This window comes from Streptomyces sp. NBC_01433, assembly GCF_026340105.1.
Taxonomy (GTDB): domain Bacteria; phylum Actinomycetota; class Actinomycetes; order Streptomycetales; family Streptomycetaceae; genus Streptomyces.
In genome coordinates this window covers 5,860,328-5,879,026 of sequence record NZ_JAPEPM010000001.1, presented here as the reverse complement: position 1 = coordinate 5,879,026, position 18,699 = coordinate 5,860,328, and the positions used below count along the sequence as shown (strand labels likewise).

At 69.3% G+C, this 18,699-nt stretch carries 17 protein-coding genes, 2 pseudogenes and 1 riboswitch; of the genes and pseudogenes, 15 read left to right on the top strand and 4 right to left on the bottom strand.

Annotation, left to right across the window (positions count from 1 at the left end; all coding sequences use genetic code 11):
• Positions 1-490 precede the first annotated feature (490 nt).
• The 4 genes from OG413_RS26375 (at position 491) to OG413_RS26360 (ending at position 5,208) form a co-directional block, all read left to right on the top strand.
• The gene (locus tag OG413_RS26375) at positions 491-1,999 is read left to right on the top strand and encodes a hypothetical protein (RefSeq protein WP_266809335.1); all 1,509 of its coding nucleotides are present in this window, start codon (positions 491-493) and stop codon (positions 1,997-1,999) included.
• Between the two features lie 555 nt (positions 2,000-2,554).
• Entirely contained in the window at positions 2,555-2,947 is a 393-nt protein-coding gene (locus OG413_RS26370; RefSeq protein ID WP_266809334.1) for a hypothetical protein, read from the top strand.
• A 220-nt stretch (positions 2,948-3,167) separates the two neighbouring features.
• Complete coding sequence (locus OG413_RS26365) at positions 3,168-4,106, top strand: MerR family transcriptional regulator (protein ID WP_266810371.1); 939 nt, start codon at positions 3,168-3,170, stop codon at positions 4,104-4,106.
• An 85-nt stretch (positions 4,107-4,191) separates the two neighbouring features.
• The gene (locus OG413_RS26360; protein ID WP_266809332.1) at positions 4,192-5,208 is read left to right on the top strand and encodes a transposase; all 1,017 of its coding nucleotides are present in this window, start codon (positions 4,192-4,194) and stop codon (positions 5,206-5,208) included.
• A 339-nt stretch (positions 5,209-5,547) separates the two neighbouring features.
• On the opposite strand, the gene OG413_RS26355 is transcribed toward OG413_RS26360, so the two are convergent.
• The gene (locus OG413_RS26355; RefSeq protein ID WP_266809330.1) at positions 5,548-5,703 is read right to left on the bottom strand and encodes a hypothetical protein; all 156 of its coding nucleotides are present in this window, start codon (positions 5,701-5,703) and stop codon (positions 5,548-5,550) included.
• Between the two features lie 800 nt (positions 5,704-6,503).
• On the opposite strand from OG413_RS26355, the gene OG413_RS26350 reads away from it, so the two are divergent.
• From OG413_RS26350 to OG413_RS26320, 6 genes and pseudogenes are all read left to right on the top strand, one after another.
• Positions 6,504-7,115 (top strand): hypothetical protein, encoded by a 612-nt coding sequence (locus OG413_RS26350; protein WP_266809328.1) that lies wholly within the window; start codon positions 6,504-6,506, stop codon positions 7,113-7,115.
• Between the two features lie 288 nt (positions 7,116-7,403).
• A pseudogene (locus OG413_RS26345) lies at positions 7,404-8,129 on the top strand (transposase); the annotation flags it as partial.
• A gap of 848 nt (positions 8,130-8,977) precedes the next feature.
• Positions 8,978-9,118, top strand: a pseudogene (locus OG413_RS26335) (IS5/IS1182 family transposase); the annotation flags it as partial.
• A gap of 189 nt (positions 9,119-9,307) precedes the next feature.
• Positions 9,308-9,943 carry an ATP-dependent Clp protease proteolytic subunit gene (locus OG413_RS26330; protein WP_266809326.1) on the top strand — a complete coding sequence of 212 codons (636 nt, stop codon included), beginning with the start codon at positions 9,308-9,310 and terminating at the stop codon, positions 9,941-9,943.
• 7 nt (positions 9,944-9,950) lie between these two features.
• Positions 9,951-10,259: a hypothetical protein gene (locus tag OG413_RS26325; protein WP_266809325.1), complete on the top strand. Its 309-nt coding sequence runs from the start codon at positions 9,951-9,953 to the stop codon at positions 10,257-10,259.
• A 477-nt stretch (positions 10,260-10,736) separates the two neighbouring features.
• Positions 10,737-10,923: riboswitch (cyclic di-AMP (ydaO/yuaA leader) on the top strand.
• Between the two features lie 3 nt (positions 10,924-10,926).
• The gene (locus OG413_RS26320; RefSeq protein WP_266809323.1) at positions 10,927-11,397 is read left to right on the top strand and encodes a C40 family peptidase; all 471 of its coding nucleotides are present in this window, start codon (positions 10,927-10,929) and stop codon (positions 11,395-11,397) included.
• A gap of 18 nt (positions 11,398-11,415) precedes the next feature.
• Here OG413_RS26320 and OG413_RS26315 read toward each other — a convergent pair whose 3' ends face one another.
• Complete coding sequence (locus OG413_RS26315) at positions 11,416-12,057, bottom strand: LysE family translocator (protein ID WP_266809321.1); 642 nt, start codon at positions 12,055-12,057, stop codon at positions 11,416-11,418.
• Between the two features lie 72 nt (positions 12,058-12,129).
• On the opposite strand from OG413_RS26315, the gene OG413_RS26310 reads away from it, so the two are divergent.
• Positions 12,130-13,047, top strand: a complete 918-nt coding sequence (locus tag OG413_RS26310) for a LysR family transcriptional regulator (protein WP_266809320.1) — start codon at positions 12,130-12,132, stop codon at positions 13,045-13,047.
• A 21-nt stretch (positions 13,048-13,068) separates the two neighbouring features.
• On the opposite strand, the gene OG413_RS26305 is transcribed toward OG413_RS26310, so the two are convergent.
• Positions 13,069-13,500, bottom strand: coding sequence for an ATP-binding protein (locus tag OG413_RS26305; protein ID WP_266809318.1), 432 nt, complete (start codon positions 13,498-13,500; stop codon positions 13,069-13,071).
• 236 nt (positions 13,501-13,736) lie between these two features.
• Here OG413_RS26305 and OG413_RS26300 point away from each other — a divergent pair, with 236 nt between their 5' ends.
• Together OG413_RS26300 and OG413_RS26295 are read left to right on the top strand one after the other, a co-directional pair.
• The gene (locus tag OG413_RS26300; RefSeq protein WP_266809317.1) at positions 13,737-14,594 is read left to right on the top strand and encodes a helix-turn-helix transcriptional regulator; all 858 of its coding nucleotides are present in this window, start codon (positions 13,737-13,739) and stop codon (positions 14,592-14,594) included.
• Positions 14,595-14,680: 86 nt separating this feature from the next.
• Positions 14,681-14,887, top strand: coding sequence for a DUF397 domain-containing protein (locus OG413_RS26295; RefSeq protein ID WP_266809316.1), 207 nt, complete (start codon positions 14,681-14,683; stop codon positions 14,885-14,887).
• On the opposite strand, the gene OG413_RS26290 is transcribed toward OG413_RS26295, so the two are convergent.
• Complete coding sequence (locus tag OG413_RS26290; protein WP_266809314.1) at positions 14,880-16,040, bottom strand: 8-amino-7-oxononanoate synthase; 1,161 nt, start codon at positions 16,038-16,040, stop codon at positions 14,880-14,882. The two genes, OG413_RS26295 and OG413_RS26290, sit on opposite strands and share 8 nt — an antisense overlap.
• Before the next feature lie 143 nt (positions 16,041-16,183).
• Here OG413_RS26290 and bioB point away from each other — a divergent pair, with 143 nt between their 5' ends.
• Both bioB and OG413_RS26280 read left to right on the top strand, forming a co-directional pair.
• Complete coding sequence (bioB, locus tag OG413_RS26285; protein ID WP_266809312.1) at positions 16,184-17,353, top strand: biotin synthase BioB; 1,170 nt, start codon at positions 16,184-16,186, stop codon at positions 17,351-17,353.
• Complete coding sequence (locus tag OG413_RS26280) at positions 17,346-18,698, top strand: adenosylmethionine--8-amino-7-oxononanoate transaminase (protein WP_266809310.1); 1,353 nt, start codon at positions 17,346-17,348, stop codon at positions 18,696-18,698. The genes bioB and OG413_RS26280 overlap by 8 nt, the downstream gene beginning before the upstream one ends.
• Position 18,699: the final 1 nt, after the last annotated feature.

Below are 18,699 nucleotides of genomic sequence, written 5' to 3'. Positions count from 1 at the left end.
CTCGACGGTGAAATCGGCCACTCTAACGGGGTAATGCCCGACAGATCACGGGATAGTACATTAGGGATGGCAACGAAGAAGACAAGTGACTGGGCTTCAGGTCCTACGTCCGAGCGCCCAACGCGGTTTGCCCAGTACCAGTAGCAAAATCGCGAAGAGGGGCCGACACGGCCGCTTCTGTTTCCCACCCAAGGACATGACCGGCTGCGGGAACACGTAGTTGGATGACGATCGACGCCATGTCAGCCACGGCCCGGCGAGCGGTCCGCCGGACAGCCTTCTTCCGCTCCCCGGTTGCGCGGCCGACTTCAGGTCCGTCGGTATTCCCCAACGCACCTGCCCCAGCTCGACTTTCATCTGTTTCGGCCGACGAGCCGGCGTACCACCCCCTCGCACACCAAGCGCGCGCAAGTGGCATGCGCACACCGCCACTGCCATTGCCATTGCCATTGCCATTGCCACCACTCCACCTCACAAAAGGAGTTGACCCATGAGCGGATGCGGCTGCGGGCAGTCCCCAATCGCCATCGGCGGCTGTCAGCCCTCCAAGCCGGCCTGTCCCCCCGTTGCTTGTCCCGGCTCCAAGCCGTGCGAGCACTGCGAGACGACCCCACTGCGCGACTCCGCGCCGTACCGGGTCGCAGCGACCGCGAGCAGCACCGACCCGACGCCGTACTACACCATCGCCAACACCCATGCCGCACTGGACCCTGTCGTCGCCCAGACCATCCTGAACAGCGGCACGGGCACGTTCCCGGCCGACGACGGGACGCACAACGGCCAGCACACCTGGCTCGCCGGCGTCGTGCACATCGACCCTGCGTCACTGCGCGGCAACCCCACCAGCGTCACGATCAGCGCCTCGGTCCATGTCCACAACGACGGCGCGAACACGGCCTGCCAGCTCTACGGCCGCTTCGCCCTGTGGAACGGCACGACCCCGATCCGCACCGATCTCCTGGGGCCACCCGATCTACCGGCGGGTGGTGACGACAACGGCGTCATCCCACCGACCACCGTGTCCCTCGCGGACGTCCTCGCGGGAAAGATCGTCGTCGAACTCAACCTGGAAACAGGCAACGACGACGCCTGCCGAGTCGGCCCCAAGCAGTGGACCGTCGACAGCTTCGTCCTGACCGTCCAGGCGTCCGCCCCGGGCTGCGGCAGGCCGTTCCTCCGTACGACCTGCCGTAACTGCGACGGCACGGTCACCTGCACGACCGACACCCTCGACGGCTCGACTCCCTACGCCGCGGTCCCGCCGGTCATCCCGGTCGCCTCCTGCCAGGATGGATGCGCCACCGCCCGCCCCCCGTGCATCTCCACCGACCGGGGCAACGCCATCACTCGGGGCAGCGACGGGTGTCTGTACGCGCCCGACACGCCTGCTCTGGACCCGTCCCCGTGCAATGCCGCACGGAACACGACCGGTGGACTACTCGTGCCGCGGATCGACCTGACGGGTATCGCTCCTGGCGGCAACAGCAGCACCGAACGGTCGGTGGACATCGACGTCACCGGCACGCCCGGCTGCCCCGAAAGGTGGAAGATCGGCGCCCGCCTCACGCCGGTGAGCGCGTTCCTCAACACCGAGCGGCAGAACGCCAACCTCCTGGCCCAGGCCGGTACCGACGTGCCGATCCCCGAGTCCGACATCGTTCTCCCGGAAGCCGGGGTGTACCACATCGACAGCGATGTACGGTACGCGCTCGGTACCGCCACCGGCGGCAGCGGCTACATCATCGGCTGGCTCAGGGACGAGACCACGGACACCCTCCTAACGAGCTTCACCCAGATCGCGGCGATCAACGCGGCGAGGCAGGAGCAGCAAGGCGGAACCACACACATCATGACCGAGTACACGGTCGCCTCCGGCCCCCGGACGGTCCGCCTGCACCTGATGTTCGTCCTCACCGGCGGCAAGATCTCCAACGCCGAGGCCGGCGGCACCGACAGCAATGGCGCGACCCGGATGCGTTCCCTCAAGGTCAGGGATTAGGACGTCGCTTCGTTCGGTGAGTGGGCGTTGGCCGAGTGACGGTGTCGCGCTCGTAGCCGCGGTCGAGCGCGACGATGCCCCAGCGGCCGTCGCGCGCTCCAGGCGGTAGAGGATGCACGCGTTCGTCACCACCTGCTCGCACACGGCTTGCGCCTGGGCGGCGAGGTCGCGTTCGCGCTGGTCCAGGCGGACCAGGACCGCACCGAGGGTCAGGTCATTGTTGTTGATGCTCAACGCCAGGCCAGGGTTGAGCGCCGGTCAGGCGGCGCTGCAACAACAGGATGCGACCCGAGCACGGAGCAGTCACACGATCGGTCGGACAAGCCCTAGTAGTGCTTCGTTACCTTGAGTGATCTTGCCTGGTGGTGGGCATCTTCAAAGGAAGTCGCTCACGAGCTGAGCGTCGAGCCCCACCAGCCGGATCACGGCAGGCTCGGACGGCCGGCGCTTCCCCGTTACCGGACGGCGCCCCGGCCCCTTTCCCTCCACGCGGCCGATGCCGATGCCGCCGACCGGCTCACCGAGGTGGCCTGGCGGCAGGGCGGCAAAGGACCGATGACCCCACGGTTCACGGTCATGGCCCTCCGCCCGGCGGGCAAGCAGTCCCTGACCGCCGCCCAAGCGACAGGCAGCGGATGCAACCAGCGGAACGGAGTCCCGCCCTCTTCCACCGTGCTGACGGCACGGCCCGCCGACCAGGATGGGCCGACGGGTTACTGGATATCGAACCTGCCGCCCGATACTCCGACCGCCGGCCTGGTGCGGTGGGCGAAGATGCACCGGCGGATCGAACACGACGACCGCGAGCTCAAACACGGCCTCGGCCTGGACCACTTCGAAGGCCGCACCCGGCGCGGCCGGCACCACCTGCAAGCGCCCCCTGCCCCCTGCCCCCTGCCCCCTGCCCCGCAACAGAACCAGACCCAGAACCTGACGAAGCACTACTAGATGATTGAGTCCAAGGGCTCGTAGCCGTAGGCCGCCAGCGAGAATGGTCGCATGTCGCTGCCATCGCCCGCCCAGCACGTGCAAGACGTGCCCGTTTCATTTCGGAGGTCAGCGGAGAGTACGCGACTCATGCTTCAACGACTCGGTGGACGTCTGGGACGCGGCCCGGCTGGGGAATGGCCTTGAGTCTCCAGTGACTGGAGACAGCAGAGTGGGGGACATGGACGTTACGACCCTCTACTCGATCGGGGAGCTTTCCCGGCGGACCGGATTGTCTGTGAGGACCATCCGGTTCTACTCCGATTCGGGGGTGGTAGCGCCGACCACCCGTAGTCCCGCCGGTTATCGGCTCTACGACCTCGACGCGCTGCTTCGTCTGGAACTCCTCCGCACACTGCGCGAGTTGGGCATGGACCTGGCCACGATTCAACGGGTACTGGACCGCGAGCTCTCGGTGGCGGAAGTCGCCGCGGCGCACGCCGACGCCATGGACGTCCAGATCCGGATGCTGCAACTGCGTCGGAGCGTTCTGCGAGTCGTGGCCAGACGCGGCTCCAGTCCCGAGGAGACCAGGCTCATGCACAGGCTCACGCAGTTGTCCGGCGAGGAACGCCGACGTTTGATCGACGATTTCGTGGATGGCACCTTCGGCACAGTGGATGCCGACCCGGCCGCGGTGGCCATGGTTCGCGCTGCCACTCCAGACCTCCCCGATGATCCGTCCAGCGAGCAGGTCGCCGCGTGGGTGGAGCTCGCCGAGCTGGTCGGCGACGAGGATTTCCGTGCCCGGATGTGCCAGGCGGCCGTACGTCAGGCCACCGGGCGCCCGTTCGGCATCGAACGCGATGCCGGCGAGGAACTGATGGAATATACCCGTCAGAAGGTGGCCGAGGCCACGGAGTCGGGCATCGACCCGTGCAGCGACAGGGTCGCACCCGTCATCGACGACCTCGTGCACCGCTTTGCCGAGGTGTTCGCGCGCACCCCCGACACGGAATTCCGGGACTGGATGGCCCAGCAGTTCGAAGAGGCGCACGATCCCCGGGTGGACCGGTACTGGCGGCTGGTGTGGATCACCAACGGCTGGCAGGTAGTACCGAACCTGATCCCGGTGTACCCCTGGCTCATCCAGGCCCTGCGAAATGACCGTGACGCGTAGTCACGCAGAGGGCACCGCCCCGGATCCTTGAATGAGTCCAAGAAATCGCCTGCGGATATGAGACGAGGGCGTCCAACGTCGATGTGTGACTAGCGACCTGGACACCCTCGCAACGGCACTCTATGCCCGGATTGACGACGAGTTGAGGGCTTCGCCGTGGCTCGCGCCGTGGCGGCCCGCCGTCGGGATCACGCCCAAGCTCACCGACGCCGAGCTGATCACGCTCGCGGTCATGTCAGCGCTGCTCGGATACGCCTCTGAGCGGCGCCGGCTTCGCCGCGTCGGGCGGGACTTCGGCCACCTGTTTCCCTACGTGCCCCAGCAGTCCGGCTACAACAAGGGGCTGTGCGCCGCGTTCTCACTGCTCACCAGCATGATCCGGATCGTGGCCCGCGATACCTCGCTGTGGAGCGACGATGTGTGGCTGGTCGACTCCACGCCGGTCGGTTGCGGTTGCTCCCGCGAGACGGCCAAACGCTCTGACCTGGCAGGCTGGGCCCAGTACGGCTACTGCGCGTCACACTCGCGATACTTCTGGGGGCTGCGTCTGCACCTGGTGTGCACACTCGGCGGACTGCCGGTCCTGTTCGCGCTCACCGGGGCCAAGGCGGACGAGCGCGAAACGCTGCGCGACATGCTCGATACCGCGCCAGACGTCCTCGCCGTTCACCCCGGGCAGACGATCATCGGGGACAAGAACTACTTCGGCCGCGAGTTCGAGCACAGCCTTGCCGAGCGTCACCTGAAGTTGCTGCGGCCGGCCCGCAAGGGGGAAGCCGAGCCACCCGGGTCACACCTGTTCAAGCCGCTGCGGCAGGTCATGGGGACTCCTGTTGACGAGAGTGGGCGGGTGCCCGGTCCGCTCTCGTCAACGCACCGGTCCCTGAGCGGATGCGGTCCGCCGCACCGCTTCACCCTCCCGCACCGCACCCCCGCCCCGCGACGGAAAACCCCACCGGGCGGGACTGGCCGGACCACCCCGTCACACCAGCCACAGATTCGTTCGGCTCGGCACTCCCCGGCCCCCGTTCGGAGGGGCGCCTTGGACGGGAGAGACCCCGGACCGACCGCAGGAGAACCACCATGCAGCACAAAACCGTGACCGCTCAGCGCTACTGGCACACCCGGGCCCGCCTCAGGATCAGCCCGCGACTACACAGCGTGAGCCGTGGACCCTGGACGTCCAGCGGTACATCGCCGTGGGCGAGGAACTCACACTCATCCGGTAGGGCGTCGCCGGCCATCCCATCGGGACCCAGTGGTGAATCTCCCAGGACATCGACGGCGCCCACAGCATCCCGAACAGCCACGTCGAGATCCTGAAAGTCATCGAGCGCATCTCACCCATTGAGTGAGCCATCGGGCGCCCCGCGGCCGCAGGGCCCACCAGGGCCCCGCCCGGCTGTGCTGCCGGGACAGGTCCTGTCAGCCGTCGGCGCGGCTATTCCTCTCGTTCCAACTCGGCCTGGGCCCGCTGGGCGTCCAGGTCGTCCTGAGCGGTCTTGTAGATGTCGCGCACGAGCTCGGCGCTTTCCTCTTCGGATGCGCCCTTGAGGCCCTGCATTCGATCGGCCCAGGTTTCATCAGGCTGAGTCATCTCGGTCTCCAACCCTGGAGGACACGGACATACGACAGGCTCAACAGGTGGCAACGTACAAAAGACACATCCACCATTGCCCTACTTGCGACGATATCGCGCTATTTACCCGAACTCCACCCGCCCACGGACGAGAGCGACGTCGAGGCAGCCGCCCGGCAGATCCACCATCCAGTCTGGCTTTGTCGACGTCTCCCGAGAGCAGTTGATGACGACCGCGGGAGGCTGCCTGCCGAGCCGGGATGTCGCTGTCGACGAAAACAGACGGCAGCCGAGCTGCCGGCAGCCGTCCGCGTCTCCCCCGCCGCAGTCCGGGCCCGGCCCGCGATCCGGAACATCGTCACCCAGCTCCGCACCCCCCACAGCCAGGTCACAGGGTCCGGGAGCAGGTCGGAACCGTCGGTACGAGCACCTCCACCGCCGTCATACCAGCGCTGTTCAGGACGGTGGCACGCGCCGGTCCGCACGTGCCGCATGAGAGCTTCCACGCTGCGTCGCGGTCGCCGCCCGCCGCGCGATGAACGCCGCAGTTGCCGCGGTGGTCCGGGAACACCCGTCTCGCGTTCAGCTTCGCGCTGGCGGAGAAGAAGCCGGTGCACCAACTGTGGCGCGACGGAGGCGACGCCCTGGTCGAACAGGGACCCCGGAGACGACGGCCCGGAAGAAGATCGGCTGGTGATGTGCCCGGCTTCAAGAGAGCCATGGGTCGTCTGCCCCCTGTCCGGGCCCGGCGGTGTAAACGCCGCCGGGCCCGGACGTAGTCTGATCAACCCTTCACACAGAATCCGAGGAATCCACTCATGTTGCGCTATTGGCTCGCGACCGTGCGTCGCACCGCCGTGGCCGCCGCCTCGCTCGCCGTTGTCATTGCGGCGGCCATGGCCGGTGTACTGATATCGGAGGACGCGAACGCCTGGTCGGCCGCGCTGCTCCAAGGGGCGCTCGCCGGCCTCCTGGTCGGCGTCGTCCTGGCCGTCGTGATCGCCACGTCGAACACGTGGCGTGCCTGGCGTACGGCCTCGCGTCATGGTCTGACGCTGGCCGCCGAGGCCGCGGCTGTGTCCTGCACCGCCGAGTTCCGAACACCAGTGCCCGCCGGCACCACCGCCTACCAGCTCACCGACAGTGTGCTGCACGCCCTCAAGAAGGTGCCGTTCCCCCGGATCGATGAGGTCACGGAGTTCACGCACGGCAAGCTCACCCTCGTCTGCGCGAGTTCGCTCGCCAGTCCGGTGAGGCTGCACATCTCCATCGAGACAGACCGGGACACCGCGACGGTGACCATGGACGCCCGCCCTGTGACCACATGGAAGCGTCTTGACGGCGGCGCCAGCTGGAGCGTCCTCACAGCTTCCACACCGCATGTCAGAGATGCCATCCATGATGAAGCGGGCGGCACGAGCACAACCTGAGCGCGGTCGACAACGGCCTTCTTGACCTCGGCTATTCAGGTCGTGGGTGGTCGGGGGATCTGTCGGTCAGCCGGCCGAGCGGGGCAGGGGCAGGGGCCGCGAGTCGGTGGAAGGCGGTGACGAGCTCGTGTCGCCAGGGCCAGGCGGCAGCTATCCGCAAGCACAGACGGCAGCCGTCGGCGGCCTGCGACCGACGGGACTTGCCTAGGGTCCGGGTCGTCGCATGAAAGAAGCACTCCTCAGGTGAAGAGACGTATCGGGTCCTATCCGTGTGTCCGCATCGAGGACATCGACACTCTCGCCGCGGCCGGGGCCGTGGCCCTGACCGCGGTCCGCTCGGCACGGGCCGAAGTACGCGAGCGTCTGTGGACGTTGGCCAGGGACGCGGCGCCGGATGTGGGCGGCCAGGTGATCGTGGACCTGGACGGAGTACTGGTCCTGGCCCACTCCGACAAGCAGGACGCGGCCGCGACCTGGAAGAAGTCGTTCGGACACCACCCTCTGATGGGCTTCGTCGACCACGGAAGCAATGGCACCGGCGAGCCAGTGGCAGTCCTGTTGCGGCCCGGGAACGCGGGCTCCAACGCCGCCGCCGACCACATCACCGCCACGCGGCTCACCCTGGCCCGGCTCCCCAAGCGCCACCGGCGCGGCCGGTCGACACTGGTCCGTAGCGATTCCGCGGCGGTACCCATGGATTTCTCGCCCGGGTTACGCAACGGGGCCGGTGGCTGTCGTACTCGGTCTCAATGACCATCACCGAGCAGATCCATCAGGCCGTGCTGAAGGTCCCGGGCTTCGCCTGGGACCCGGCGGCCGAGCCGGACGGCGAGATCCGCGAGGGCGCCTGGGCCGCCGAACTCAACGGCGACGTCCTCCAGGGCTGTCCGAAGGGCATGCGGCTGATCGTCCGCGAGAAACGCCCCCACCCCGGAGCACAGTTGAGGTTCACCGATGCCGACGGCCCTGCGGCTCACCGCGTTCGCCACCAACACCACCGACGTCCCGATCGCCGCCTCGAACTGCGACACCGTCAAGCGAGTGGCCGCCCGCCATGGTTCCCGCGGTCGTGCGACGAGATCGGCCTGGGCTGCTTGGTTCCTCGGCGGGCGGGAAGCCGGCCCCGGCTGCTACGTCAAGACGCGCCCCACCCGGATGCCGAGCACATCCTCACACTCATGGCCCAAGGCGCCCTCGCCGGGAGGAGATCCCAACGGTGGCGTTCCTCTTTGACGGTCCGTGAGCTGTCTGGCCGACGGCCTCGGACCCGCTGGTACAGGGTCCGGAAACGGGCACTCATACGGATGCCCACGCCTGACTGTTCAGGCGGTCCGGTCGCCGGTGCGTCCTGGGGCCGGTCGAGGCGTACGTGGACGGCGCGGGCGTGACCGGTCAGTTGCAGGGCGATCTGTTCGTAGTCGTGCGGGGCGAGGGTGGCGGGGTCGGCCCAGGACACGACGGCGGCGACCAGGCATTCGAAGGGGACGCGTCCCAGGGGCAATTGCGCTCCGAGGAACCCGTACGGTCCTCAGGGCGTTGCGGCCGCCACCCGTGGGTCCTGGGTCGGGCCGCGGGTGGGAGATCGCCGACCAGATCTCCCACCTGTACTCCCGGTTCCCCGAGCACTTCGGCCCCCTCGCCGGTCGTTCGGGTCCATCGTGGGGCGGCCCGCCTCCGCGATGCGTACCCATGTCGGAGCGGATCCGGTGGTCCATCACATGCCCGGCAGCGCGTCCCGCCCGCACGGCGCCCTGTACACCGTGCAGCGGCTGCGCGAGAAGGGGGTGCGGCACTACGGCTGGGACCCGGCGCACTGGAAAGACCGCACGTTCGCGAAGTGGACGAAGAAAGGCGTGGTCGTCCAGCTCAACGGCCTGCTCAGGCAGTTCTTACGGCAGAGGGAAGGCCGGGACGCCGAACCGTCGGCCTGCGTGATCGACGCTCAGAGCATCAAGACCGCCACCAACGTCCCGGCCTCCACGCAGGGCGCCGACGCCGGAAAGAATGAAGATCGCGAGATACCCACCTTCGATAAACAGCCAAAAACTCCCCTGACTTGGGACTTTTAGTCGATCACCAGGATCGGACTCCATCCGAACATTCTGTACGTCCTGTACATTTTTTACAGGCATGCGGCAGCTGAAGCGCGCATGCGGACCGAGGCCTGCGCAGATCCCAGGAGAGGCACCGCGATGATCCGACCTGCCGCCCGTTATGTCCTGCCCGAGTTCACCGAGCGCACCGCGACCGGGACCCGGACTCTCGACCCGTACTCCAAGCTGCTCTCCGAGCGGATCATCTTCCTCGGCACCCCGGTGGACGACACCGCGGCCACCGACCTGATCGCCCAGTTCATGTATCTGGAATACGCCGAACCGGACCGGCCCGTCTCGCTGTACATCAACTCTCCCGGCGGATCGTTCAGCGCCATGGCCGCGATCTACGACACGATGCAGTACCTGGCCTGCGACGTGGAGACCTTCTGCCTCGGCCAGGCCCACTCCAGCGCGGCCGTGCTGCTGGCGGCAGGGGCACCGGGCCGCCGACATGCCCTGCCCGGCGCCCGGGTAGTCATCCGTCAGCCCATGCTGAACGAACCGGTGCAGGGCCAGCCGTCCGATCTCGAAATCGAAGCACGCGAGTTGATGCGGGTACGCGAGATGCTCGCGGCCATGCTGGTCCGTCACACGGGCCGGTCCACCGAGCAGATCACCGCCGACATCGAGCGCGACACCATCCTCGACGCACGGGCCGCGAAGGCGTACGGGCTGGTCGACCACGTCGTGGAGAACCGCAACCCGCCCCGGCCGCCGCACCCCGCGAGGTGAACCGACGATGCTGCCACCCGAATTCCCACCGCTCCCCGCCCTGACCCGCGCCGAAGGGGAGTTCATCGACCGCTACCTGGAAGTCCTCGACCAGCTGGGACGGATCAACCCGGCCCGCGGCAGCGACACCTACGGCGCCCTCCGCGCCGCCCAGGCACTGGCCTCCCGGGCCGCGGCACTGCGCGACGCGCTGGCGCTGATGCACGAGCGGGGCGAAGCGCAGATCCACGCGACCACCCTGGCACGGGCGCTGCGCCTGCTCGACGGGGAACGGCGCGCGGGCCGGGTCACGGTACCCCCGCCACCGGCGGGTTGACCCGCCCCCTGCCTCACACCCCGGTCCCAGCTCTCACACCCCGACCCCGGCCCTGGCCCCTGCCGCTCCCCGCGGCTGAGGCCGGGGTCGGGGTCGGGGCGTGAGAGGAGTCCGTGAGGGGAGTCGGGGCCGAGGTCGGGGCGTGAGGGAGTCGGAGCCGGGGCCTGCCGCGCCGCGCCGACACGCCCGGTCAATTGATCAATTTTCCTCGCTCGTTCGGCGTAGCCAGTCCCCCTCACGAGGGACACCCCAACTTGCGCTCAGCGCGTGGACGGTACTCGGAATATGTCCTTCCGTCGCTGGTACGAGACTGGTCGGGCAGCGCCGCCGAGGGCTCGAATCCGCCCCGTCCACCCGAACGGATCAGTCGTGATGAGCCTCACAAATCACTGTTTCGCCTCGGAAATCCGGCACTTCGTGAGTCAAGATCCCTGGGACGACAAGCCCCCGCCACCGCGGCGGGGCGGTCCGGGCGGACGCCGAGTCCTGCCGCTGCCCGGATGACTGGTCGACAGAAGTGGATCGGCAGGAGTGGAGGACCCGAGCACAACGGGTCGACCGGGCAACCGGTCGCCCCTCGGGGTGAAGCCGCCAAGTGCGGCCGGGCAACTTCGCCAGCCCGAACCCGACAGGTCATCCTTCACAGGCGGCTGACGAAGGGTTGCGCATGACTGCGCAGGTACATGTCCCGTCTCTGCTTGCCCGGGTCGGTACGGCCTCGGTTCTCACTCTCGCCGTCGGCAGCACCATGCTGGCGCCGGGTCTGGTGACCGATGCCGAGGCCGCCACTCACTCGACGAAGGCGCTCAAGATCGCCGCCTCGAAGAAGGGATCGCCCTACAAGTACGGAGCATCCGGCCCCCGCCGGTTCGACTGCTCGGGGCTGACTCTCTACTCGTTCAAGAAGGCGGGCAAGAAGCTCCCCCGCACGGCCCAGCAGCAGTACAACAAGACCCGCCACATCTCCTCCTCGAAGCGGAAGAAGGGCGATCTGGTCTTCTTCCACTCCGGCCGAAGCGTGTACCACGTGGGCATCTACGCGGGTAAGGGGAAGATCTGGCACTCCCCCAAGACCGGGTCGCTGGTCCGCCTGGAGAAGATCTGGTCGAACAGCGTCTGGTACGGACGGGTCCGCTGATCCCCGGCCGGAACCGCTTCAGCGCAGCAGTGGTCCGGTCACCAGCGCGAGCCCCAGTGCGGTGAGCGCCGCGCCGCTGCCGCCCTCGATCGCACGGGCGGTACGCGGCCGGCGCAGCCACCGGCCCAACCGGTCCACCAGCAGGGCCACGGCCGGGAACCAGACGAGCGCCAGCACCACGACGACAGCGGCGAGCAGCAGGGTCCTGGGCAACGGCGGCTGCCCGTCGGGGACGAACTGGGGCAGCAGGCTGAGGAAGAGCACCGGCGCCTTGGGGTTCAGCGCGTTGGTCAGGAAGCCCTGGCGCAGTGAGCGGCCGAGCTCCTTCGGCGCGGGGCCCGGCGCCTGTGCCGGTACCCCGTCGGTCGCCGCGGGCCGTCGCCGTACCGCGTACAGGGCGCTCAGACCGAGATAGAGCACATACGCCCCGCCGAGCAGCTGGACGGTGCGGAAGAGCACGGGCATCGTCACCAGCACCGCGGCCAGCCCCGCCACGGCCAGCGCGGTGTGCACCAGCAGTCCCCCGGCGACTCCCAGGGCGGTGGCCACCCCGGCACGGCGTGAGGCCAGCGCGTTGCGTACGACGACGGTGAAGTCGGCGCCGGGCAGCGCGACCATGCCTGCGGCGACTCCCGTGAAGGCGAGCAATTGTGCGTCCATGCGTACACCCTGGCCCGAAGTAGCCTTTAGCGTGTACTTGCAATCTTCTGGGTCTGCCAAAAGGAACGCTTAATGTACGACCCGACACGGCTCGCGGCGCTGGTGGCGGTCGCCGAGGCCGGATCGATCACTCGGGCCGCGGCCCGCCTGGGCTACACCGCGCCCGCCCTCTCCCAGCAGCTGGCCAAGCTGGAGCGCGAGGCCGGTGCGGCGCTCCTGGTACGCCACCATCGTGGCGCCCGGCTCACGTCCGCCGGTGAGCTACTGGCGGGCCGGGCCAGACGGGTCCTGGACGAGCTTGACCAGGCGCGGCACGAGCTGGCCCAGCTCGCGGGGCTCTCCGGCGGGCGGCTGCGGGTCGGCACGTTCACCACGGCCGGAATCCATCTGCTGCCGCCTGTCCTGAGCGCGTTCCGGCGCGCCCACCCCGATGTCGAGCTGGCGGTGACCGACTACGAGCCGCCCGGCACGGTCGCGGCGGTGGCCGCCGGGGAGGTCGATCTCGCCCTGACCCACACGTACGAACCGGCGGCCGCCGATCCGCCTCCCGCAGGCGTCACCATCGAGCCTCTGCTGGTCGAGGAGCTGGTCCTGATCACCGCGGTCGGCCACATGCTGTCCGAGGGCACGGGCCGGCTGCCCGTCGCGGAGCTGGCGGGCCGGCCGCTGATCAGCAGCGCACCCACGCATCCGCCCCGGCGCGGGGTGGAGCGAGCTCTGGCGGAGGCCGGGGCCAGCCCTGCCGTGGTGTGCGAGTCGCCCGGCTACGCCCTGGTGTGCGCGTTGGTGAGCGCGGGGCTCGGGGTGGCCGTGGTGCCGGAGATGGTCGCCGCCATGTCCCCGACCCCGCTGTCGGTGCGACGGCTGGAGCCCGCGGCCTTCCGGCGGACGATCTCCGTCGCGCACCGGGGCGACCGGGCGAGCGCCGCGGCGTCGACCCTGATGGCACTGATGCGCAGCGGTTTCGGCCGCGGTGCCGCGGCGCGTTAGGACGGCGGCGACCGGCCGGGGTCAGCCCTGGACCGGGAGCGTCCAGGGCAGGGCGATCCAGACGGTCTTGCCGCCCTCCGCGGTGGGAGTGACGGTGAGCCGTCCTCCGAACTCCTTGGCCAGGGCCCGGATGATCACCATGCCGCGTCCGTTGTCCTGCTGCACGGCGGCAGGCAGCCGTTGGGGCCAGCGGGGGTGACTGTCCGTCACCCCCAGGTGCAGTTCTTCTTCCCGGTCCAGCCGGAGGTCCACCGTGAAGGTGGGCGACTGCCCGAACGTGTGCTGCACGGCGTTGGTGGCGAGCTCCGAGACGATCAGCCGGATGGTGTCGGCGAGCTCGGTGCCGTCGGACATGCCCCACTCGGCCAGCGTCCGGGCGACGTACCTGCGGGCCGAGGAGACCGATACCGGATCGCTCGGCAGAGTGACGGTTGCTTCCTGATGGTCTGCCATGGCGACGCCGTCCCTTCCCGCCCCGGCCGACCCGCGATCGGCCAGGATTGTGCTTCGCGCCAGATTGCCACTGATGCTGCCCTCTGTAACGACGATCGACCAAGATATGCATATATCTGTCGCTCGAAGCGGTGAACTCTGCTCCGGCGGGGCTCGAACGCGCGGCACACTGACCTCTCTGCGGGCCGGACCCCGGTGCGGGCCGGCTCTCCCTGTATGAGCGGAAGGAGGCCGGCATGCAGCACGGCCCCGTGGTACGCCGACGCAAGCTGGGCGAGGAGTTGCGCGGTCTTCGCCATTCGTCCGGGCTGACCAGCCGGGACGCGGCGCGCCTGCTCGGCTGGCACCAGTCGAAGGTGAGCCGTATCGAGACCGGCGCGAGCGGGGTGAGTCCTGCCGATGTGACCCGGCTGCTGGACGCCTACGGCGTACGCGACACGCAGCTGCGCGCTCTCCTCGAAGTGCTCGCCGGTTCGGCGGGTGGCGGCGGTACGGGGTGGTGGCACGCGTACCGGGGCCTGATCCCGCCCCAGTACCGCGACTTCATCAGCCTGGAGTCCCAGGCGAGGACCGCGCGGACGCTGGAGACGTCGGTGGTGCCCGGACTGCTCCAGACCGCCGAGTACGCACGTGCCGTGACCCGGGCGTCGCTGGACGGGCTGCCGGCCGGGCAGCTGGATTCGCTGGTGGAGGTGCGGCTGACCCGCCAGCGGGTTCTGTGGGCGAAAACGCCACTGCATTTCACCGCCGTGCTCGACGAGGCGGTACTGCGGCGCGAGGTGGGCGGGCCCGAGGTGATGAAGGACCAGCTGACCCATCTGACACGTGTGGCCCAATTACCGCACGTACAACTCCAGTTACTGCCGTTCAACGTCGGCGGCTACATCGGGCTCACAGGTCCTTTCGTTATTTTCTCCTTTCCGAACATTTCTGATCTGGATGTGGTCGTTCTTGACCATTTGACGAGTAGCCTCTATCTGGAGCGGAAAGAAGACCTTGAGGCGTACAGCTCGGCCTTCCGCACCTTGCAGGCTCACGCGCTGTCGCCGGAGCGTTCGTTGGACCTCATCGCCGCGGTCAACCGCGGCGACTAGGGGGAGATCGGGCAGGACCTGCCGGGCTGTCGGGCCGGACCCGCCGGGCTCCCCCTTGGACCTTCCGACTGCCCGAGGGGTGCATCATGTCCGACCGCCTTGCACAGCCCGCGTTACGGTGGCGCCGCAGCAGCCGCAGTACCGGAATGAACAACTGCGTGGAGACCGCGCCGCTCAACGGTGAGCAGCTGGCCGTACGGGACTCCAAGGACGTGGGCCGGCCGGCGCTGCGCTTCTCCGCGACAGCCTGGACGTCGTTCGTCACAGGGCTGCACGACCGCCCGGTCAGCTGACCGGGACAGCCTCCGCCCGGGGAGCGGTGCGTACGACCGTGTCCACCGCGGTCGTGATCTGCTCCTGGGTGAGGTCGGCCCGCGCGGTCAGCCGAAGACGGGAGATGCCGTCCGGCACCGACGGCGGACGGAAACATCCCACCATCAGCCCGGCCGCGCGGCAGTCGGCCGCCCAACGCACCGCCGCGTCCGCGGAGGGCGCGCGCACGGAGACCACCGCGGCGTCGGGCCGGACGGCGGTCAGTCCGGCTTCGGTCAGCCGTTCGTACAGGGCGGCGGCGACCGCTCGGGCCCGGTCCGCGCGTTCCGGTTCCCGGCCCAGCAGTCTCAGCGCGCCGAGGGCTCCGCCCGCCGCCGCCGGAGCGAGTCCGGTGTCGAAGATGAACGTACGGGCCGTGTTGACCAGGTGGTCGATGACCCGGGCCGGACCGAGAACCGCTCCGCCCTGGCTGCCCAGGGACTTGGAGAGGGTGAGCGTGGCGACGATGTCTTCGCCGCCCGCGAGTCCGGCGGCGGCGAGCGCGCCGCGTCCGCCGTCCCCGAGCACACCCAGACCGTGCGCGTCGTCGACGAGCAGTGCGGCGCCCTCGGCGCGACAGGCGTCGGCGAGCGCGGGCAGCGGGGCGGCGTCGCCGTCGACCGAGAAGACCGAGTCGGTCACGGCGAGGGCCCGCCCGCCGTGCGTGTGCAGCGCCTTGCTCACCGCCTCGGGGTCCGCGTGCGGAACGATGGCGGTCTCGGCCCGGGAGAGGCGGCAACCGTCCACGATCGAGGCGTGGTTGCCCGCGTCGGAGACGATCAGCGAGCCACGGGCGGACAGCGCGGTAAGGGCCGCGAGGTTGGCCGCGTATCCGGAGGAGAGCACCAGGGCCGCTTCGAAGCCGCAGAAATCGGCCAGCTCGCGTTCGAGTTCGGCGTGCAGCGCGGTGGATCCGGTGACCAGCCGCGAACCGGTGGCACCCGCGCCCCAGCGGTGCGCCGCTCCGGCGGCGGCGGCGGTGACCTCGGGGTGCCGGGTGAGGCCGAGATAGTCATTGCTCGCGAGGTCGAGGACGTCCGGTTCGGCGGGCCGCGGGCGGAGCGTGCGGACGAGTCCGGCGGCGGCGCGGCGGCGGGCCTCGTCGTCGATCCAGTCGAACGGGGCGAAGGACATGAGGCGGTCCCTTTTGTAGGCAGCTCACAGACCCTAGCCGGGTGCGCAGCAGGTCAGGGTGTGGCAATACACACACGCTCACCCGGCTCTCCTGTCTGGTTCCTCCTTGGCCGGAGACCCCGCCGTAGGCCAGGATCGAGGCCATGGACCTGCTGAACACGCTGGTGGACAAGGGGCTGCGGCGCGAACTGCCGACCCGCGAAGAAGCGCTCGCCGTGCTGGCGACCTCCGACGACGAACTGCTCGATGTGGTGGCCGCCGCAGGGAAGGTGCGCCGCCAGTGGTTCGGGCGGCGCGTGAAGCTCAACTATCTGGTCAACCTCAAGTCCGGGCTCTGCCCCGAGGACTGCTCCTACTGCTCGCAGCGGCTGGGGTCGAAGGCGGAGATCCTCAAGTACACGTGGCTCAAGCCCGACGAGGCGTCCAAGGCCGCGGCCGCCGGGGTGGCCGGCGGGGCGAAGCGGGTCTGTCTGGTGGCGAGCGGACGCGGGCCGACGGACCGCGATGTCGACCGGGTGTCGCGGACCATCGAGGCGATCAAGGAGCAGAACGAGGGCGTCGAGGTCTGCGCCTGTCTCGGTCTGCTCTCCGACGGGCAGGCCGGCCGACTGCGGTCGGCGGGAGCGGACGCGTACAACCACAACCTCAATACGTCCGAGGGGACGTACGGAGACATCACGACCACGCACACCTACGCCGACCGGGTGGAGACCGTCCAGCAGGCGCAGGCCGCGGGGCTCTCGGCCTGTTCCGGGCTGATCGCCGGTATGGGTGAGAGCGACGCGGACCTGGTGGACGTGGTCTTCTCGCTGCGGGAGCTGGACCCGGACTCCGTTCCGGTGAACTTCCTGATCCCGTTCGAGGGAACCCCGCTCGCCAAGGAGTGGAACCTCACCCCGCAGCGCTGCCTGCGCATTCTGGCCATGGTCCGCTTCGTCTGCCCCGACGTCGAGGTCCGGCTCGCGGGCGGGCGCGAGGTACATCTGCGCTCGATGCAGCCGCTCGCCCTGAACCTGGTGAACTCGATCTTCCTGGGTGATTATCTGACCAGTGAGGGCCAGGCCGGCCAGACGGACCTGGACATGATCGCCGATGCCGGTTTCGAGGTGGAGGGCGCGGGAACGACGACGCTGCCCGAGCACCGGGTGCCGGCCGGTGGCGGCTGCGGTTCGCACGAGGGCGGCTGCGCACCCTGCGGTGACACGGCCGCGGCGGGCGAGAAGTCCGTTCCCGCCGAGGTCCCGGCGGCGCGCACGGATCTGGTGGCGGTCCGCCGCCGGGGCGCCGGTACGGATCTCGCGCCCAATGCCTGAGACCTACGCCCCCGAGTCGTCCGTAGCACTCCCGCTCCCGCGCACGCCCGCGCTCGCCCCCGCCGAACTGCGCGCCCTGGACCGGGCGCACGTCTGGCATCCGTACGGTCCGATGCCGGGCCGGCAGGAACCGCTGGTCGTGGAGTCCGCGTCCGGCGTACGGCTCCGGCTCGCCGAACCCGCATACGGGCAGAGCGAGTTGGTGGACGGCATGTCGTCCTGGTGGTCGGCGGTGCACGGCTACAACCACCCGGTGCTCAACGACGCGGCGCGCGGTCAGCTGGACCGGATGAGCCATGTGATGTTCGGCGGGCTCACCCATGAGCCCGCCGTGCGCCTGGCGACACGGCTGGTGGAGATCACCCCGGAGCCGCTGCGGCACGTCTTCCTCGCCGACTCGGGCTCCGTCTCCGTCGAGGTCGCGGTGAAGATGTGCCTCCAGTACTGGCGATCGGCGGGGCGACCGGCCAAGCACCGGCTGCTGACCTGGCGCGGCGGCTACCACGGGGACACCTGGCAGCCGATGTCCGTGTGCGATCCCGAGGGCGGGATGCACGAGCTGTGGTCGGGGGCGCTCCCCCGGCAGGTGTTCGCCGACGCGCCACCGGACGGTTTCGACGCGGAGCCGGACCCCGGCTACATACGCCACCTGCGGGAACTGATCGCGTTCCACGCGGATGAACTCGCCGCGGTCATCGTGGAACCCGTGGTGCAGGGTGCGGGCGGTATGCGGTTCCACTCGCCCGCGTATCTGCGGGTTCTGCGCGAGGCGTGCGACGAGAACGACGTCCTGCTGATGTTCGACGAGATCGCTAGCGGCTTCGGCCGCACCGGAAAGCTGTTCGCCGCCGAACACGCCGGGATCTCCCCCGATGTGATGTGTGTCGGCAAGGCGCTGACCGGCGGTTATCTGACCATGGCGGCGACGCTGTGCAGCTCCCGGGTGGCGGAGGGCATCTCTCGCGGCGAGGTTCCGGTGCTGGCTCACGGCCCGACGTTCATGGGCAATCCGCTGGCCGCCGCGGTGGCGTGCGCGTCCGTGGATCTGCTGGTCGGCCAGGACTGGGAGCGGGAGGTCGGGCGGATCGGCGCCGGGCTGCGGCACGGCCTGGCCGCCGCGGCCGGTCTGTCCGGTGTCGTCGATGTGCGGGTGCTGGGCGCCATCGGTGTCGTACAGCTCGATCACGAGGTGGACATGGAGGCCGCGACCCGGGCGGCCGTACGCACGGGTGTCTGGCTCCGGCCGTTCCGCGATCTCGTGTACACGATGCCGCCCTATGTGACCGGTGATGACGATGTGGCGCTGATCTGCCGGGCCGTGTGCGCGGCGGCCGAGGAGGGCTGAG

Excerpts from the sequence above, each read along its gene's own strand:
- OG413_RS26365 (WP_266810371.1), top strand. The coding sequence starts at position 3,168 with ATGGACGTTACGACCCTCTACTCGATCGGGGAGCTTTCCCGGCGGACC.
- OG413_RS26280 (WP_266809310.1), top strand. The coding sequence starts at position 17,346 with ATGCCTGAGACCTACGCCCCCGAGTCGTCCGTAGCACTCCCGCTCCCG.
- OG413_RS26325 (WP_266809325.1), top strand. The coding sequence starts at position 9,951 with ATGCTGCCACCCGAATTCCCACCGCTCCCCGCCCTGACCCGCGCCGAA.
- OG413_RS26295 (WP_266809316.1), top strand. The coding sequence starts at position 14,681 with ATGTCCGACCGCCTTGCACAGCCCGCGTTACGGTGGCGCCGCAGCAGC.
- OG413_RS26355 (WP_266809330.1), bottom strand. The coding sequence starts at position 5,703 with ATGACTCAGCCTGATGAAACCTGGGCCGATCGAATGCAGGGCCTCAAG.
- OG413_RS26305 (WP_266809318.1), bottom strand. The coding sequence starts at position 13,500 with ATGGCAGACCATCAGGAAGCAACCGTCACTCTGCCGAGCGATCCGGTA.
- OG413_RS26300 (WP_266809317.1), top strand. The coding sequence starts at position 13,737 with ATGCAGCACGGCCCCGTGGTACGCCGACGCAAGCTGGGCGAGGAGTTG.
- OG413_RS26370 (WP_266809334.1), top strand. The coding sequence starts at position 2,555 with ATGACCCCACGGTTCACGGTCATGGCCCTCCGCCCGGCGGGCAAGCAG.
- OG413_RS26310 (WP_266809320.1), top strand. The coding sequence starts at position 12,130 with ATGTACGACCCGACACGGCTCGCGGCGCTGGTGGCGGTCGCCGAGGCC.
- OG413_RS26290 (WP_266809314.1), bottom strand. The coding sequence starts at position 16,040 with ATGTCCTTCGCCCCGTTCGACTGGATCGACGACGAGGCCCGCCGCCGC.
- OG413_RS26330 (WP_266809326.1), top strand. The coding sequence starts at position 9,308 with ATGATCCGACCTGCCGCCCGTTATGTCCTGCCCGAGTTCACCGAGCGC.
- OG413_RS26320 (WP_266809323.1), top strand. The coding sequence starts at position 10,927 with ATGACTGCGCAGGTACATGTCCCGTCTCTGCTTGCCCGGGTCGGTACG.
- OG413_RS26375 (WP_266809335.1), top strand. The coding sequence starts at position 491 with ATGAGCGGATGCGGCTGCGGGCAGTCCCCAATCGCCATCGGCGGCTGT.
- OG413_RS26315 (WP_266809321.1), bottom strand. The coding sequence starts at position 12,057 with ATGGACGCACAATTGCTCGCCTTCACGGGAGTCGCCGCAGGCATGGTC.
- OG413_RS26350 (WP_266809328.1), top strand. The coding sequence starts at position 6,504 with ATGTTGCGCTATTGGCTCGCGACCGTGCGTCGCACCGCCGTGGCCGCC.
- bioB (WP_266809312.1), top strand. The coding sequence starts at position 16,184 with ATGGACCTGCTGAACACGCTGGTGGACAAGGGGCTGCGGCGCGAACTG.